This window comes from Pseudomonas sp. ICMP 8385 (genome assembly GCF_002699915.1).
Lineage (GTDB): Bacteria > Pseudomonadota > Gammaproteobacteria > Pseudomonadales > Pseudomonadaceae > Aquipseudomonas > Aquipseudomonas gessardii.
This window is the reverse complement of record NZ_LKBY01000120.1, coordinates 1-16109: the sequence shown is the minus strand read 5'-3', so window position 1 is coordinate 16109 and position 16109 is coordinate 1. Positions and strand designations below refer to the sequence as shown.

Below are 16109 nucleotides of genomic sequence, written 5' to 3'. Positions count from 1 at the left end.
AATTAGACTTCACCATCTCAAAAATGGAACGATGCCTGTGTTCGACCTCAATGAACTGTTCCTCTATGCCAAGGTGGTTGAGCATGGTGGCTTTGCGGCAGCCGGTCGGGCGCTGAATATGCCCAAGTCGACCTTGAGCCGCCGGGTCAGCCAGTTGGAAGCGCGGCTGGGGGCACGGCTGATCCAGCGCTCGACCCGTCAGTTCCAGGTCACCGACATCGGCCTGGCCTACTACCGCCACTGCGTGGCGATGACCGCCGAGGCAGAGTCGGCCGAGGACCTGATCGCCTTCAACAAGGCCGAGCCGCGCGGGGTGATCCGCCTGAGTTGCACCACCGCCCTGCTCAATTACTGGGTAGCGCCGATGCTGGCCCAGTTCATGGCCCAGTGCCCCAATGTTGAACTCAACGTGAAAAGCTTCAACCGCAAGGTCGATGTGATCAGCGAGGGCTATGACATCGCGTTGAACCTGTGCTTCCCGCCCCTGGAAAGCAGTGACCTGGTGATGAAGCTGCTCGCCAAGAGCCCCCAGGCGCTGGTCGCGAGCCCGGCCTTCTTGCAACAGCATGCACTGCCGCTGTTACCTGCCGACGTGTCGGGACTGCCAACCATCAGCTGGGGCAACCCGCTGCTGCAGTACGTTTGGGAGCTGATCGGCCCAGAAGGCGTGTCCGCCGAGATCTGCCACACGCCACGGCTGATCAGCGATGACATGCCCACCCTGAAAAGTGCGGCGCTGCAAGGTGTGGGCATGGCCAACCTGCCGCTGGCCGTGGTCAAGGAGGAGATACAAGAGGGTCGCCTGGTCAGCCTGCTCCCCCAATGGCGCCCCACCGAGGGCGTGATCAGCGCCGTTTTCCCGTCAAGACGTGGGCTGCTGCCTTCCGTGCGAACCTTGATCGATTTTCTGGCCCAGGCGTTTGAAACCCAGGCGCCTGGCCCATCGGGCCCCTCGCCAAAGAACGGACACTGAAACCCGCCGGGGTATGGATCCCTGCCCCGGGCTGAGGCAGGATTGGTTTTTTAGGTGGTGGGTGAGTCATGACGGTCCCTCAAAACAAGCAAGAACTGCTCGATGCCATCAACCGCAATTACGCAAAGCTACTCAGCGTCATCCAGCAGGTGCCTGCCGAGTGCATCAACGAATGCAACCTGGAGGGGCACGCCAAAGGCACGCAGATGAGCGTTGCCAATCTCGTCGCCTACCTGGTGGGCTGGAACGAATTGGTGCTCAAATGGCTGGCGGCCGATGCCGCCGACAACGCCATAGACTTCCCGGAAACCGGCTTCAAGTGGAACCAGTTGGGGCAACTGGCGCAGAAGTTCTACCGCGACTACGAAGGCATCCCTTTTGAGCAATTGCTCGAACGGCTCGACACGGCCAAGCAACGCATCGTGTCCATTATCCAGAGCCGCGACAATGCCCAGCTTTACGAATGCCCGTGGTACGAGCAGTGGACGCTGGGGCGGATGATCCAGTTCAACACCGCGTCCCCGTATGACAATGCGCGTGGACGCTTGCGCAAATGGCTTAAGACCAAAGGCCTGCTCATCCGCCAGGCCGTCCCCGAGGACGTGCACGCTGCTGGCGGCGGCCGAGGCGGCGTGCAAGACGCCCAAGCTGTTTGCGTCGACCAATGCCTCCAACACCGCCTCCCGGGCCTTGATCGCAAAGGCCGGGTTTATCCCCAGCGGGAGCATCGAGAACCTTGACGAACACGATCCTGAACACGTGTTCGTCAAATTCGTTGGCTGACTGTGTGAGGCGCGTCAGTCGCGATCCACATCCGCCTGGTTGAGAAAAATCAGCACCCCAAGCAGCGCCATATAGAACTTGAATGCCGCGTCCTGGCCATTCCACTGATGGGATTGCCACATCAGGAACCACTCCCCGCCAATCACCATAAAGCCGAAAAACCACACCAGCAGGCCAGCGGTAAAGCCAATAATGGCCACCTGCTTGGCCGCGTTGAACTGCCGGCCACTGGCCTGCCTGGCCCGCCACATGGCCAGCGCCCCCCAGGCCAGCAATACGCCCGTCAAGGCTTCGCCGGCGATGATCAGCCCATAGGCGCCATGCCACAGCCAGGGTGCGGTGATTGCCCGGTACATGGCGGCGTTACCCGGGAATGTGGTGTCCATGCTCAACACATGCTGGACGAAGGCAAAGTTGGAGGCGTAATCGGTGAGGTTGTTGAACGCCACAAGCGCGGCGAAGGCCGCCAGCATCAGGGTCAGGATGATTTTTGCGTAACGGGTGGTCATGTTGCTCGTATCCCTGGGCAATAAAATGGCTACGCTAACACGCTCGGTGACTGGATCAATCCGAGGCAGGTGAACCTGTTACTTTTTGCCGGTTGTTGCTGAGAACGCACCACACCGCTAAACAAATAAGCCCGCCGCCGTACAAATGGGCGAGCGAAAGACGCTCCCCCAGCAACAGCACTCCCCACAGCACGCCGAAAGGCGGGATAAGGAAGGTCACGGTCAGCGAACGCACCGGCCCGATATCCGCGATCAAGCGAAAATACAGAATGTACGCACACGCGGTGCAGATAAAACCCAGGGCAAGCAGTGCGCCCCAAACCTCCGGGTTGCCCCAGGTCGGCGGTGGGTTGATTGCGGCAGAGACGCCGAAAAAAGGCACGAGGAACAGCGTCGCCCCCACCTGACTGCCAAATGCGACAAGTTTTGCGTCCAGCCCACCCTTGTCAGCAACCCATCGTTTAGTCAGGAATCCTGCTGCGCCGTAGCAGCTGGTGGCGACTAAACACGCCAACGCCCCCATGACCACACTCATTGAAAGTGCGACGGGGCCGGTGCTGGTCAGGATCGCAATGCCCATCAGACCGATCAGCACCCCAGCCGCCTTTTTCAGGGTCAACGCCTCGCTGAAACACATCCAACCGATCAATACCCCCATCATCGGTGTGGTCGCATTGAAAATGGCCGAATAGCCGGCAGGCAACAGCAGTGCCGCCACGCTATACATCAAAAATGGGATGCCCGAATTGATAACCCCCAACACCATGATCGGCTGCAGCTTGCCTTTGAAGTCGACGTTGGTTTTGAGCAGGGCAAGAATGACCGCCAAGCCAATGGCGCCCAACAAGACGCGGAAAAAGGCAGTCGGCAAGGCACCCAGAACGGGAGCCGATAGGCGCATAAAGAGAAAACTGGCGCCCCAGATCGCCGCCAGAATAAGGAGTCGAACATAATCGGATAATTTCATGGTGACCTTCGCTGCCGTTCATTAACGAAGTAAAGACTCCAGAATCGCTTGGCTGAGGCCGGGCCAGCCATGGCGGACGCCTCTACGCTTGGAGTCTCACACTAAGGGGCTTCGCCATGCGTGCGCACTCCGCTTCTTGCGGTCAAATCGGCCGGCGCGTCAGAGCGCCTGTCAAACAGGACCTTCTACGGCGCCTGGGTGATGACGCGAGCCAATTGAAGCGCCACTGTCGCGGCCTGCTCGGCGCTGACGATGTTGGTAAAGCCCAGCACCAGGCCGTGCCTGGGCTTGGCTTCCAGGTACCACGGTGACAGCGGCTCGACGGCGATGCCAATGGCCCGGGCACGCTGGGCGAGGTCAACATCATCACCTTCACGCAGGCCTGCAATCAGGTGCATGCCTCCCGCCTGGGGGTTGATCGACAGGCGTTCGCCGAACTGTTGCAGCAGTGCATCGACCAGCCACTGGCGGCGGCGCGCGTAGAGATTGCGCATTTTTTTCAAGTGCCGTGCAAAGTGCCCCTCGTAGAGGAAGGCGCTGACGGTCGCCTGGAGGAGTTGCGGGCAGTGGTTATGCAGGCGGTCCGCCTGACGGGCGAAAGCGTCGCTCTGCGCCGCCGGCACCACCAGATAGGCCAGGCGCAGGCCGGGAAACAACACCTTGCTGAAGGTGCCGGTGTAGAGCACCCGGCCCTGCTGGTCGAGGCTCTTGAGTGCCGGCAAGGGCCGGCCCTGATAGCGGTATTCGCTGTCGTAGTCATCCTCGATGATCCAACTGCCTTGGCGGTTGGCCCAGTCCAGCAGGGCCAGTCGGCGCGGCAGTGACAACGACACGCCCAGCGGGCTCTGGTGGCTCGGCGTGACCACCGCAAAACGCGCATCCGCGCAGCGGGCGATGCCTTGCGCGACATCGAGCCCCTGCTCATCCACCGGAACCGGCACCAGTTGTGCACCGGCTTGCAGTAGCGCATTGCGCGCCATGAAGTAGCCGGGCTCTTCCAGCCAGCACCTATCGCCATGATGCATCAGCGTGTGGCGGATCAGGTCCAGGCACGCACGATAGCCCGCACATACGAACACTTGCTCCGGGTGGCAGGTAATCCCCCGGGAAATGCCCAGGTAGGTGGCAATGGCCGCGCGCAACGGTGCATGGCCACGCGGGTCCGGGTAGACAAGCCCCTCAAGCCCGGCCTGGCGCAACTGCCGGCCCGCCAGCCGGGTCCAGAGCTTGCGGGGAAAGGCATCCAGTGCCGGCAACCCCATTTGCAGGGCCAGGGGCAGCGCCCCGCAATGGGTGGACTGATACTGCGTCGCCAGGACAGGCGCCTGGCGTATGGGCGAGGAAACCGCAGCCAATTGCGGCGTGACCATCGTCCCGGCGGCGCCACGCGCAATCAGGTAGCCCTCCCCCATCAGCAACTGGTAAGCCGCTTCCACCGTGCCACGTGCCAGGTTCAGTTGCGCCGCCAATGCGCGAACGGCAGGCACGCGATCCCCCGGGCGCAGGCGGCCATCGGCAATGGATTCGCGAAATCGCTGGTAAAGCTGGCGGTAGACCGGCGCGCTCTGGCTACGGTCCAGCGTGAAGGGAGGAATCATGGCCTAGTCATTTATGCACTTTTCGGCCCTGTAGCTTAAGTCATCCGCGCTTTAAGGTCTGCTACCTCTTCACAGCGGACGACAGACATGACTTATACACTGGGGCATCTCGAAGACCAGCAGGCCTTCGCGGCCAGTTTCGACCTGATGCGCGTGCTGCGGCCCCATGTCACCCACCCGGCCCACTATGTGGCGCAACTGCTGCGCCAGACAGGGCAAGGCTACCGGTTACTGGCGGCGTGGGACGCCGGGCAAGTGGTCGGCCTGGCCGGTTACCGTGGGCTGGAAAACCTGCTCTACGGGCGCTTCCTCTATGTCGATGACCTGGTGGTACACCCAGACCTGCAGCGCAGCGGCCTGGGCGCACGGCTGCTGGACGCGGTTCGCGAAGAAGCCGTACAGCGCGGTTGCGCGCATTTGGTGCTGGACACCGGGCTGCATATGCCGTTGGCCCAACGCTTTTATTTTCGCCAGGGGCTACTGGCCCACGGCATGCACTTCACCCAACGCCTTCAGACAGAGAATCCGGCATGAAGAATATTCTATTGATCAACGCCAGCCCCAATGGCCAGGTTTCCCATGCCAACCAGCTGGCATTGGAACTGGTGGACACCCTTGGGCAGCGGCACCCGAGGCTAGAACTGGTCGAACGCGACCTGGGCACCCACCCGCTGCCACCGCTCGGCCTGGACTACGCCCGGGGCCTGGCGACGACCACGCCGTTCGACGCGCCGGCCTTCGAGGTTTCCGAAATGCTGATCCGCGAGCTGGAGCGCTGCGATCTCCTGCTTATTGCCACGCCGATGCACAACTTCACCCTGCCCGCTGCGCTCAAGCTGTGGGTCGACTATGTCCTGCGCATTCACCGCACGTTCAGTTCAGGGCCCGAGGGCAAGACCGGCCTGCTGAGCAACCGCCCGGTATATGTCCTGGTCGGTTCCGGTGGTTTTCATCAGGGCGAGTCGGCACGCCAACCGGACTTCCTGACGCCCTACCTGCGCCAGGTCCTGGGGACCCTGGGGTTGCTCGACCCGCATTTCACGTACCTGCAGGGGCTGGTGTTCGGTGACGAGGCGGTCCAGGCGGCGGTCCGAGACAGCCGTGCCCGGCTGGCCCTGGAGCCGCTGTTCAACCCGCTTATTTGTGCCTGACGGTCAAAGCACGCCGGGCACCACCAGGGTCAACCAGGCCGGAGATGCCATGGGCGACATAGTCGATGGTGCCGGGGCGGCATTGGTGGCCATGGGTGTGCTTGGGCTGTAGATGAAAGCAGGCTTGGATAGAAAGAGGCCCTGCGAAAGAGGCCAAAACATCTCTACTTCATCTCATCCGGCAACCGAAACAGAAGCCGGCTACGTATCGGATCACGCTTTACGGGCGGATGCACATTGGCAAGATCGGCAAGATCGAGCCTCAACTGATCGAGCAAGATTGGGTGTGTCTACATCCCTTAGAAATTCTGCAAAAGGTAAGACGCAGGTTACGTAGGTCAATCGCGCAACCACAACCCACCCTCTCCTGATTAACGGTTCCTTCAACCGCTTTTTTATACATATAAAATATGCATAATGAGAAGATTCAGGATTCAATATGACGAGGCAAAAAACATCGCAAACCAGCAGAAGCATAAAGGCATAAGCCTAGCTGATGCAGAACCGGTGTTTTACGACGAGACCGCCCTGACAATACAGGATCACGATCACGATGAAGAGCGCTGGGTGAGCATGGGCATAGACGCGAAGGGACGCGTTTTGGTGGTGGCCTACACCTACCGCGACCCAAACTTCGTGCGTGTTATCAGTGCCAGGCTCGCATCCAAAAATGAACGGCGCCAGTATCTGGAGGCTTGAACCATGAAAGACCAATACGACTTCAGCAAAGGCAAGCGTGGCGCAATCGCCAGCAACAAGGGGAAGACACGCATCACTATTATGCTGGACGACGCCGTCATCACCGCTGCCCGTGAGCGTGCGCAAAGCGCCGGTATGGGCTATCAAACCGTGATTAATCAGTTATTGCGTCAGGCGCTGATTTCACAGGACATACACAGTCTGGCGCCTGCGCCGAAAAAGCGCGCCAAAACCCTGCAAGTCATCAGCCATGGCATCAGTCACTCGGAGGTAGAAGCACTGGAGCGACAGTTGATCGCTGTCGCTGGCGAGTTGAACAGGGTGCTGGCCATGTCAAAACCGTGAGTTGCATTGATTGCAGTGATGATGACTATCAAACCGACTGGCCTGTTTAATTGCCTGCACCGATTCCTATAATCGCCTCCACATTCTCCCCCGGCCTGGCTTCAGGCTGCATTCCCCCCGGATCTCCACCCATGCCAAGCGCCAGCCAGGCCCCTCGTAGCCTTCCCGAACATAATCAACAGAGTGTCAAACAGCAGTGGCTGGCGATTCTCTCGGTCGCCGTGGGGGCCTTTGCCCTGGTGACCAGTGAGTTTCTGCCGGTGGGTGTCCTTAACGATGTGGCCAGCGACCTGGGCATCAGTGCCGGCCACGCCGGGCTGATGGTGACCCTGCCCGGCATCATGGCCGCCCTCGCCGCGCCGTTGTTGTCGGTCGGCATTGGCACCATGGACCGTCGCTATCTGCTGATCGGCCTGACGCTGATCATGATCATCGCCAACTCGGTCGTGGCATTGGCCAGTGACTTCGGCCTGCTGCTGTTCGGCCGCGTGCTGCTGGGCATCAGTATCGGCGGTTTCTGGGCGACGGCCATCGCCCTCAGCGGCCGGCTGGCGCCCAAAGGCGTGGGCGTGGCCCAGGCCACTTCGATCATCATGGTCGGCGTGACCCTGGCCACCGTGCTGGGCGTACCCGTCGGCACCTGGCTGAGCGGCCTGATGGGCTGGCGCATGACCTTCCTGATCACCGCGCTGATGGGGGTGCCGGTGCTCCTGGCGCAGATCTTCCTCCTGCCGCGACTCAACCCGGAGAAGGCCATTCGCGTCAGAGACCTGCCAGCCCTGTTTATCAACCCACAAGCGCGGGTCGGCTTGATTGCAGTGTTGCTGATCGGCCTGGCGCACTTTGCTGCGTACACCTACGTCGCGCCCTTCTTCAAGCACAGTGCCGGCTTCGACGGGCCAACGATTGGTTCGCTGCTGCTGCTGTTTGGCGTGGCCGGGGTGATGGGCAATATTTTTGCCGGTTTTGCTGCCAACCGCAGCGTACGTCACACCCTGTTGCTGGTGGCGCTGATGATCGGCACCAGCACCGCCCTGTTCCCCCACTTCGCCACCGGCATGACCGGCGCGGCGATGCTGATCGCGCTCTGGGGCTTCGCCTTCGGTGCCTTCCCGGCCTGCGCCAGTATCTGGATGTTTGTCGTGGCGCCCAAGGATGTCGAACGCGGCATGCCGCTGTTCGTGGCGTTGTTCCAGGTAATCATTGCCCTGGGCTCGTTCTTCGGTGGGCGGATCGTCGACCAACTGGGCAGCTCGGTGCTGCTGAGCCTCGCCACGGTACTGGTGGGCTTGGGTTTTGTGACGGTGTTGGTGCTGGGACGCAATGTCAGCAACAGCCTCGCGGCCCAGCCCTGCTAGTTGGCTGAGCACTGAAGTGTGGCTCGCCCTTAAGCTGGGGCGAGCCTACTCGATTTTACGAGACAGCCTGACTGTTGCTTTGCCGATGGGGAACTCTTGCGTTCCCGACCTTAACGCCAGGGAAACCCGGGTGTTTTGCGCATCAACTTTCACCAGCAGGTCTATATCTTTTTGCTTGCCCAGTTTCTGGAAAACCTCAAAGATTTCTTTTTCATCGAAAGCATCAATCCAGACGCCATAGCGGCTGTTTCCATTGCGCCAATAGAAGCCACAAAACGTTGGGATGGCCCTTTGTTCATAAGGATTGTCCAGGAGGTCCTTTCCGAATATGTTTTCCTGCTCACCGTTGTAGGCGCGCCATCCAAAGTCCAGCCATTCGCCCTCCTGCAGGACCACCACAGGTCTCCAGTTGTATTTTTCCCGGTAGGCACCATAGATGCCTGGCGCAGGATAGCCCTGCGTTTGGATTTTCTGCCGGGTTTGCGGGCTGAAGGTCTTATAGGATGGGTCATTGAGCATGCGGTCTGCATAGCCGTCTTTAAACATGTATTGGGCATTGCTGTAGGCACTTTCCTTGGTCAGGGTTGCCACCTGCGCCTGAAAAGCCCCCACCTCCTTCTGGTTTCCCGCCCCACTCAGCCAGAGCACCACCCGCCCCTGTGGCGCCAACCCCACGATAAACGTGTGATAGGTGTCTTTTTTATGGGTGTCTTGATCGATAAAACCCTCATCCAGCAGGCGTTTTATCGTGTGTTTGTCCAAGTCCCATTTGCCGGTATAGAACGTTCGCTCCACCAGCGAGTACCAGGTAAATTCCAGTTGATAGGGCACGGCCTTTTTCTCGACCGCCGTGGTCATGGTTCCGCCCTGGCTGCCCCAACCGGTATTCTGCGTACCCCAGATCGCATCAAAACCGTAGGTAAAGCCCTCAGCGATTATCGCGCCGCGATACACCTCCATCGGATATTCCTGCGGTGCGGATACCGTTCCCGTCCAGCTATACGTTTCAGGCACGTCTTTACTCTTGCAAGCCATCAAAGAACAACAGAACACAACAGCAATCAGCACTGGCATCGGTTTTTTTATGTTCACACACCACGACCCCTTCATTGCCTTACAGGAACATCGCCACTCGCGGCACTGCCCTCTCCCGTCACCAATACCAGGCTCTGGGGTGAAGACAAGGTAATCCCCATTTCCTGAAGGCGCGCAAGCAGGATGAACAGCAAGTCGCTGCGGGCATCGGACACCGAGCGCGGGCTGTTGACGTAGCCGCTGACCCCAATGATCAGGCCGTCCCTGGCCAGGTCCTTGAACGTGACCGAAGGTGCGGGGCTGTCGAGAATTGCCTCATGTTCGGTAAAGGCCTGCATGAGCAGTTCGCGCACTTTCAAGACATCGGTGTCCAGCGGCAATGTGAGGGTGATGCCCACCACACCGAGCGCGTTGCCCATGGTGACGTTGCGCACATTCTGCGAGATGAACTGCGAGTTCGGCACGATCACTGTCGAGCGGTCGGCCATCTGGATCTCGGTCGCCCGGACATTGATCCGGCGGATATCCCCCTCGACGCCGCCCAGGCTCACCCAATCGCCGACCTTCACCGGCCGTTCGGTGAGCAGGATCAGCCCGGAGATAAAGTTCTGCACAATGGCCTGCAAGCCGAAACCGATCCCCACCGATAAGGCACTGACCACCCAGGTCAGGCTGGTCAGGTTGATCCGCAGGGTGGACATCACCAACAGGCTCAGCAGCACAAAGCCGAGGTAGCCCACCAGGGTCACCAGGGACGCGCGCATGCCGGCGTCCATGTTGGTTTCCGGCAGCAGCCGCTCGCTCAGCCAGCGCTTCAAGGTGCGCACAGCGAACAGGCCGACGACAAACATCAGCAGCGCAACGAGGATGTCCTGGGGAATGATTTGCAGGTTGCCCAGGGTCTTGCTGGACTCTCCCAGTTGGCTGAAGCCCTGGAGCAGCTCGCTGGGGCTGGAGCCCGCCGGAAGGAAAGCCGCCATCACCGCAGTGAGCAGCAGCAAGGTACGACCAACGCCCGCCAGTACCGTGCAAGCCTGGGCCTGGTGCCGTGGCGACAGCCCCAGGGCCTTGGCCAGTGCCAGGCCGCTGGGCTGCTTGGGCGAGAGCAGGGTTTCGCAGATGTCGCCGAAAAAGGCCATGAGCAGATAGGCCGTCGCCGCCACGACACTGATCCACAGCAGCTTGACGGTCAGGAAGTAGGCCAGGGACAGATACCCCGTGAACAGCGCGAGGACAATCACCGCCACCCATATCGAGGCCACAAAGGGCAACATACCGGCGAGCCCGCCCGGGCGCTCCAGCCCGAGCTTGTTGCGCACATGGCGCACGCGCAGCAGCGCAGCGATGAAGATCAGCGCCGTGATCAGGGCCGTCAGGCCATTGAGCGCCACGGTCAATGCCAGGCTGGCGCCCGTGACGCTGTTGATGCGTTCCTCGGTGGCCACCAGCATCAGCGCTACCGCCAGAATCGCCGGGAAAGGCCCCAGGGCACTGGCGATTTCATCGGCAATGGTCGGCAACCGCCAGGAAGGTCGCGGCAGCATCAGCAAGGCCCGTCCCAGGCCGGCAATAAACGCGCAGAACATGGCCAGAGTGACCAGGTGATCAGAAAGCCGCGCCAGGTTTTCGCTCAAGAGCGCATTGCTTTCCACCGCCCAGCGCATCAATGAGACGGCCCCCATGATCGTCAGGATCGACGCCAACCCCACCGCCACCGCCAGGGTGCTGCGCCGCAGGCGCCCCTCCGGCAGCCAGCGGATCATCGCCCAGGTAAGCAGTTGCTCAAGCAGTCGCCGGCCGAAACTCCAGATCAGCACCGCCACCAGCAGCGTGCCGAAGAACGCCCAGCGGCGCTCGGGGCTGACCGCACTCTTGAGGGCGACGAGCCCCTCGGCCTTCAGGTTGTCCAGGCGCTGCAGGTCTTCAGTGGTGGGGCGGATCAGGCTCGACCAGAACGAGGGGCTGAAGGGGCTATCGGTGCGTGAAGTGACCTGGGAATTGAACAGGTTGCGCCGCAGATTGACGATCTGCGCAGCGAGGTCACGGCTCAGTTGGCTCAGTTGTTTGGCCTGGCTCTCATCGGCAAGCAGGCTGTTTTTTTTCCGGGTCAGGGCATCCCGCTGGGCGGTGAGGCTCTGCGCTTCCCCGGGCTGGGCCGCGCCCACCACCTTGAGTTGATCATCCAGGCGCTCCATATCAGTGGCGCGCACCGTGAGCAACGCCTCGGCCTGTTGCTGCACCTGGAGTGCGCCCTGTCGAAACTCCGCCAGCTTCTCGTCACTGGTACTGATGGGCACACTCTGGCGAATCAGCTCAAGCTGCTGGCTGAGCTGTTTGAGATCAGCGTCATCGGGCAACACCGGCAAACTGTCGACAACTTCGACAGGCACCGTTGTTGCAGGCGCATCGGCCCACGCGGGCAGGCTGATAGCCATCACCATGGCCAGTATGGCCTGGCAGATGACGCGTGTATAAATTCGCCGCATCAAGTCACCCTTTCAGTCTCTTTGCATTGCCATTATGGACTGCCCCTGGAGAAAGGAAATTCCATAAGGGCCGCAAAAGAGCAGGTGCAGGCGCATTCACTCAAAAGGCTCACCCTGGACTCAAGCCGGCAGAGAGTCTGCCTCTCAATCAACCAGCGTGGGTTTGAGCGCCAATGCCCACGGCGCAATCAAGCGCGCGGGGGTCTGGCAGGTTGGGCGCTTGAACACGAAGTTGCGGCACTTCTCGGCGAACTGTTGGCGGTTGTGCACCATGTCCAACTGCATCTGTGCCAGCTCGTTTGCGCGGCAGCGTTCGAGCTGTGCGAGGTCCTGGCTGGCTTTACGCGCGCGATGCCCCGCGTACTGTGCATCGGTCAGCGCGTTGCCGGCCTGTTGCAGCAACCACGAACCGAATGCGTGTGGGCAGCGTGGGCCGATGCCCTGGATCATCCCCCAGTGGTGGGCCTGGACAACGCTGATCGGCAGGCATTCTTCAATCAGCCTATGCGCCACTTCACTGCCGACTGCGCGGGGCAGGCTGTAGGTCCAGTATTCGGAGCCATACAAGCCCATGGTCTTGTAATGCGGGTTGAGTACCACACCCGCCCGGGCGAATACGATATCGGCCGCCAGCGCCAGCATCACGCCGCCGGCGCCAGCGCTGCCCGTCAGGCCACTGACCACCAGTTGCCGGGCCGTCAGCAACTCCCGGCAAACATCGTCGATGGCCTGGATATTGGCCCAGGCTTCCAACCCCGGCACCTCGGCCGCCTGGATCACGTTGAGGTGCACACCATTGGAAAAACTCCCGCGCCCGCCCCTGACCAGCAGCACCTGGGTGTCCCGGGCCTTGGCCCAGCGCAGCGCCGCGACCAGCCGCTGGCACTGTTCGGTGCTCATGGCGCCGTTGTAGAACTCGAAGGTCAGTTCGCCAACATGAGCGGACTCTCGATAACGAATCGGTTGGTACACCCGCTCATCGAACCCTGGGTCGGCGATCGAACCGTCCAGCACCGGTACATCCGCCAGTTGCCCGGCCAGCACATGACGGGCCGGTAGCTTGAAGGTTTGTTCCCCTGGCAGGGCTTTGCGCTTGAGTGCGCCGATCCACAGGCTGTGATCGCCGGCCGCAACCAACACCGCATCATCCTGTACCGCGAGGATGTCCCCCGGCGTACCGCGACGCGCATCCAGGTGCGCGTCATACAGGTAATACTGCCCGCCGGCGAGGCTGGCCAATACTCCGGGCTGGCCGTCGGCGGCGTCGAGAGTGCGTTTGATAAACCGTGCGCAATCGTACCAACTGAAAGTGCGGTCAGCCTGCTTCATGTTGGGCTGCAAACGCCCGATCACGTCAGGTTGCGTGTCATCGAGAGGCGTCGGCACGAAGCCCCTGGCGAATTTTTCTACGACATCGCGAATGCAAGAGATCGCAGCGTCACTCACCGGGCCGTTGTACAACTCGGACTTGCGCATATCGGCGGGCATGTCGAATTCGCAGGTCGACCAGATCGGGCCGGCGTCCATTTCCTCCACCGCCTGCAAAGCCGTGACACCCCAGCGCTTGACCTGCTGGGTGATGGCCCAGTCCAGCGCGCTGGCGCCACGGTCGCCGACAATCCCTGGGTGAATGATCACCACCGGGCGATCCGGGTTGCTCCAGAGCTGCTGCGGCACACGGTCCTTGAGAAACGGGCAGATCACCAGGTCGGCCGCCGATGCCTCGATCTGCCGGCACACCGTGGCTTGATCGGTGAACAGCACCACACTGGGTTCATGCCCCAACTGGCGCAAGTCCAGCCAGGCCCGCTGGGTCAACCCGTTGAACGCCGACGACAACAACATGATCTTCAATGACCGCATGATTGACTCTTCCTTGAGAAGGCATGGCCGCAGGCTCCTTGAGCCATCCTTGGCCTTTTATGGAAGCGCAAGGGTAGAGGCCGGGCCGGGGCAGTCACCTGATCGAGGTCAATCTTGTGTCAGTCAGTCGTTACCACGCGGGGACGATATTTTTAGTGTCGAATCGAAATCATGTTGACAAGAGAGCGCTACCGCGCGAAATTATGGTTTCGGATCAACACTAAATGACATGCCTGGTTCAGGTTGTCTGAAATCAAACCACCGTTGGAGAGACATCATGTTATCTAAAGCTATTTTTTATCATGCAGGTTGCTCGGTGTGCGTCAGCGCAGAACAGCAGTTCGTTACGGCGCTGGATCCACAACGTTATCAAGTCGAAGTGGTTCACTTGGGAGATGCCAAAGGCCGCGTTGCAGAGGCCGAGCGTTTTGGTGTGAAGTCTGTGCCGGCATTGGTAATTGACGGACAAGCCTTCCATATCAACTTCGGCGCGGGTATCGAAGTTTTACGCTGACCCGTGTGCAGGGCGCCAAATAATGGCGCCCTGTAACCTACCTCGCGGCGCTCATCAATCTCAACGGAGAAACCGATAAATCCGCGCGTGCAAACCTAATACCCAAGAGTGACAGTCCACATGAAAAAAGACAGTCCCTTCGCCCTGCTTCTGCCTGCCGCAATGGCACAATTCGCTGAAGATGCGGGCGTGTATAAAGCCACCAAGCAACCGCTGAAAACTTTCTATCTGGCCATCATTGCCGGTGTATTCATTTCCATCGGTTTTGTGTTCTATATCACGGCAACCACCGGCCTCGCTGGCAGCTCCTGGGGGCTGGTGAAACTGGTCGGCGGCATCTGCTTCTCCATGGGGCTGATGCTCGTGGTCGTCTGTGGTGCAGACCTGTTCACGTCTAACATCCTGAATGTGATAGCCAAGGCCAGCGGCCGCATAACCTGGGGGCAACTGGCCAGGAACTGGCTGAATGTCTATGTCGGCAACTTGATTGGAGCCTTGTTTTTTGTCGCGCTGATTTGGTTTTCTGGCCAATACATGACCGCCAATGGCTTATGGGGGTTGAATGTATTGCAAACCACCAGCCACAAGTTGCAGCACTCGTTTATTGAGGCCGTGAGTCTTGGCATCCTGGCCAACTTGATGGTGTGCATGGCCGTCTGGATGAGTTATTCCGGCCGCAGCCTGACGGATAAAATGCTCGCGATCATCCTGCCGGTGGCCATGTTTGTCGCCAGTGGTTTCGAGCACTGTATTGCCAATATGTTCATGATTCCCATGGGCATTGTAATCAAGCACTTTGCTACTGCCGAGTTCTGGAACGCGGTGGGGGCAGCCCCTGAGCAGTTTGCTCATTTAACGATCAATAACTTTATTTTCGACAACCTTATCCCCGTCACGCTGGGCAACATCATTGGCGGAGGCTTATTGGTCGGCTTGACTTATTGGGTGATCTACCTGCGAGCCCCTGAAGGGCAACATTAATCACCCAAGTACCCGGCAGGATGGTTTGCACTGAGTTCTGCCCTCCCTGTTTTATTTTCTGTTCTGTCCCCTGCTCCACCCAAATCGATGAGGAATAGATATGAAAAAGTTAACCACTGCGTTTGGCGCTCCAGTCGTCGACAACCAAAATATTCAAACCGCCGGCCCGCGCGGCCCTGCCCTGCTTCAAGATATCTGGCTGCTGTAGAAAATGGCCCACTTCGACCGGGAAGTCATTCCTGAGCGGCGCATGCATGCCAAAGGCTCGGGCGCATTCGGGACGTTTACGGTGACCCACGACATTACCCGCTACACACGGGCCAAGATCTTCTCCGAGATCGGCAAGAAGACCGAAATGTTCACCCGTTTCTCGACGGTGGCCGGTGAGCGCGGTGCCGCCGATGCCGAGCGCGACATCCGCGGCTTTGCCATGAAGTTCTATACCGAAGAATTTCTCGACGGTGGCCGGTGAGCGCGGTGCCGCCGATGCCGAGCGCGACATCCGCGGCTTTGCCATGAAGTTCTATACCGAAGAAGGCAACTGGGACCTGGTGGGCAACAATACCCCGGTGTTTTTCATGCGCGACCCGCTCAAGTTTCCCGACCTGAACCACGCGGTCAAACGCGACCCGCGCACCGGTATGCGCAGCGCCGAGAACCAATGGGACTTCTGGACCCAACTGCCCGAAACCCTGCATCAAGTCACGATCATCATGAGTGACCGTGGCCTGCCGCGCACCTGGCGGCATATGCATGGTTTTGGCAGTCACGCCTTCAGCTTTATCAATGCCAACAATGAGCGCTACTGGGTCAAGTTCCACCTGCGGACCCAGCAAGGCATCGAAAA

The 16109-nt window shown here is 60.0% G+C and carries 14 protein-coding genes and 3 pseudogenes; 11 read left to right on the top strand and 6 right to left on the bottom strand.

The features are described from left to right. Positions 1 to 37: 37 nt before the first annotated feature. From AO268_RS23375 to AO268_RS33320, 3 genes and pseudogenes are all read left to right on the top strand, one after another. Positions 38 to 973, top strand: a complete 936-nt coding sequence (locus AO268_RS23375; protein ID WP_099170008.1) for a LysR substrate-binding domain-containing protein — start codon at positions 38 to 40, stop codon at positions 971 to 973. 68 nt (positions 974 to 1041) lie between these two features. Further along, positions 1042 to 1524 (top strand): annotated as a pseudogene (locus AO268_RS23370) (ClbS/DfsB family four-helix bundle protein); the annotation flags it as partial. 58 nt (positions 1525 to 1582) lie between these two features. Further along, a pseudogene (locus AO268_RS33320) lies at positions 1583 to 1756 on the top strand (GNAT family N-acetyltransferase); the annotation flags it as partial. 14 nt (positions 1757 to 1770) lie between these two features. Here the strand turns inward: AO268_RS33320 and AO268_RS23360 are convergent. The 3 genes from AO268_RS23360 to pdxR all read right to left on the bottom strand — a co-directional run bounded on the left by AO268_RS23360 (position 1771) and on the right by pdxR (position 4830). Continuing rightward, entirely contained in the window at positions 1771 to 2265 is a 495-nt protein-coding gene (locus tag AO268_RS23360; RefSeq protein ID WP_099169987.1) for a DUF2165 family protein, read from the bottom strand. A 55-nt stretch (positions 2266 to 2320) separates the two neighbouring features. Continuing rightward, a complete protein-coding gene (locus AO268_RS23355) occupies positions 2321 to 3232 on the bottom strand; it encodes a DMT family transporter (protein ID WP_099169986.1) in 912 nt (303 codons plus the stop codon). A 185-nt stretch (positions 3233 to 3417) separates the two neighbouring features. Then, positions 3418 to 4830, bottom strand: coding sequence for a MocR-like pyridoxine biosynthesis transcription factor PdxR (pdxR, locus tag AO268_RS23350; protein WP_099169985.1), 1413 nt, complete (start codon positions 4828 to 4830; stop codon positions 3418 to 3420). Between the two features lie 87 nt (positions 4831 to 4917). On the opposite strand from pdxR, the gene AO268_RS23345 reads away from it, so the two are divergent. The 5 genes from AO268_RS23345 to AO268_RS23325 all read left to right on the top strand — a co-directional run bounded on the left by AO268_RS23345 (position 4918) and on the right by AO268_RS23325 (position 8383). After that, on the top strand, positions 4918 to 5364 hold the full coding sequence (locus AO268_RS23345; RefSeq protein WP_099169984.1) for a GNAT family N-acetyltransferase: 447 nt from the start codon (positions 4918 to 4920) through the stop codon (positions 5362 to 5364). Continuing rightward, on the top strand, positions 5361 to 5981 hold the full coding sequence (locus AO268_RS23340; protein ID WP_099169983.1) for an FMN-dependent NADH-azoreductase: 621 nt from the start codon (positions 5361 to 5363) through the stop codon (positions 5979 to 5981). The genes AO268_RS23345 and AO268_RS23340 overlap by 4 nt, the downstream gene beginning before the upstream one ends. Positions 5982 to 6398: 417 nt before the next feature. Continuing rightward, complete coding sequence (locus tag AO268_RS23335) at positions 6399 to 6680, top strand: BrnT family toxin (protein ID WP_076963740.1); 282 nt, start codon at positions 6399 to 6401, stop codon at positions 6678 to 6680. A gap of 3 nt (positions 6681 to 6683) precedes the next feature. Continuing rightward, on the top strand, positions 6684 to 7025 hold the full coding sequence (locus AO268_RS23330; RefSeq protein WP_099169982.1) for a BrnA antitoxin family protein: 342 nt from the start codon (positions 6684 to 6686) through the stop codon (positions 7023 to 7025). A gap of 131 nt (positions 7026 to 7156) precedes the next feature. Beyond that, positions 7157 to 8383 carry an MFS transporter gene (locus tag AO268_RS23325; RefSeq protein WP_099169981.1) on the top strand — a complete coding sequence of 409 codons (1227 nt, stop codon included), beginning with the start codon at positions 7157 to 7159 and terminating at the stop codon, positions 8381 to 8383. A 45-nt stretch (positions 8384 to 8428) separates the two neighbouring features. Here the strand turns inward: AO268_RS23325 and AO268_RS23320 are convergent, their stop codons facing one another. The 3 genes from AO268_RS23320 to AO268_RS23310 all read right to left on the bottom strand — a co-directional run bounded on the left by AO268_RS23320 (position 8429) and on the right by AO268_RS23310 (position 13767). Beyond that, on the bottom strand, positions 8429 to 9475 hold the full coding sequence (locus AO268_RS23320; protein WP_176561409.1) for a DUF2931 family protein: 1047 nt from the start codon (positions 9473 to 9475) through the stop codon (positions 8429 to 8431). A gap of 14 nt (positions 9476 to 9489) precedes the next feature. After that, complete coding sequence (locus AO268_RS23315) at positions 9490 to 11904, bottom strand: DUF3772 domain-containing protein (protein WP_099169979.1); 2415 nt, start codon at positions 11902 to 11904, stop codon at positions 9490 to 9492. Between the two features lie 144 nt (positions 11905 to 12048). After that, on the bottom strand, positions 12049 to 13767 hold the full coding sequence (locus AO268_RS23310) for a hydrogenase maturation protein (RefSeq protein ID WP_099169978.1): 1719 nt from the start codon (positions 13765 to 13767) through the stop codon (positions 12049 to 12051). Positions 13768 to 14044: 277 nt separating this feature from the next. Here AO268_RS23310 and AO268_RS23305 point away from each other — a divergent pair, with 277 nt between their 5' ends. The 3 genes and pseudogenes from AO268_RS23305 to AO268_RS33870 form a co-directional block, all read left to right on the top strand. Beyond that, positions 14045 to 14281, top strand: a complete 237-nt coding sequence (locus AO268_RS23305) for a thioredoxin family protein (protein WP_099169977.1) — start codon at positions 14045 to 14047, stop codon at positions 14279 to 14281. A 120-nt stretch (positions 14282 to 14401) separates the two neighbouring features. Continuing rightward, positions 14402 to 15262 (top strand): formate transporter FocA, encoded by an 861-nt coding sequence (focA, locus tag AO268_RS23300; RefSeq protein WP_076965194.1) that lies wholly within the window; start codon positions 14402 to 14404, stop codon positions 15260 to 15262. A gap of 100 nt (positions 15263 to 15362) precedes the next feature. Further along, positions 15363 to 16109, top strand: a pseudogene (locus AO268_RS33870) (catalase); the annotation flags it as partial.

What these genes read in the sequence shown, in the direction of transcription:
- AO268_RS23330 (WP_099169982.1), top strand. Translation starts at nt 6,684, where the DNA reads ATGAAAGACCAATACGACTTCAGCAAAGGCAAGCGTGGCGCAATCGCC.
- AO268_RS23305 (WP_099169977.1), top strand. Translation starts at nt 14,045, where the DNA reads ATGTTATCTAAAGCTATTTTTTATCATGCAGGTTGCTCGGTGTGCGTC.
- AO268_RS23345 (WP_099169984.1), top strand. Translation starts at nt 4,918, where the DNA reads ATGACTTATACACTGGGGCATCTCGAAGACCAGCAGGCCTTCGCGGCC.
- pdxR (WP_099169985.1), bottom strand. Translation starts at nt 4,830, where the DNA reads ATGATTCCTCCCTTCACGCTGGACCGTAGCCAGAGCGCGCCGGTCTAC.
- AO268_RS23340 (WP_099169983.1), top strand. Translation starts at nt 5,361, where the DNA reads ATGAAGAATATTCTATTGATCAACGCCAGCCCCAATGGCCAGGTTTCC.
- focA (WP_076965194.1), top strand. Translation starts at nt 14,402, where the DNA reads ATGAAAAAAGACAGTCCCTTCGCCCTGCTTCTGCCTGCCGCAATGGCA.
- AO268_RS23325 (WP_099169981.1), top strand. Translation starts at nt 7,157, where the DNA reads ATGCCAAGCGCCAGCCAGGCCCCTCGTAGCCTTCCCGAACATAATCAA.
- AO268_RS23360 (WP_099169987.1), bottom strand. Translation starts at nt 2,265, where the DNA reads ATGACCACCCGTTACGCAAAAATCATCCTGACCCTGATGCTGGCGGCC.
- AO268_RS23310 (WP_099169978.1), bottom strand. Translation starts at nt 13,767, where the DNA reads ATGCGGTCATTGAAGATCATGTTGTTGTCGTCGGCGTTCAACGGGTTG.
- AO268_RS23315 (WP_099169979.1), bottom strand. Translation starts at nt 11,904, where the DNA reads ATGCGGCGAATTTATACACGCGTCATCTGCCAGGCCATACTGGCCATG.
- AO268_RS23355 (WP_099169986.1), bottom strand. Translation starts at nt 3,232, where the DNA reads ATGAAATTATCCGATTATGTTCGACTCCTTATTCTGGCGGCGATCTGG.
- AO268_RS23335 (WP_076963740.1), top strand. Translation starts at nt 6,399, where the DNA reads ATGAGAAGATTCAGGATTCAATATGACGAGGCAAAAAACATCGCAAAC.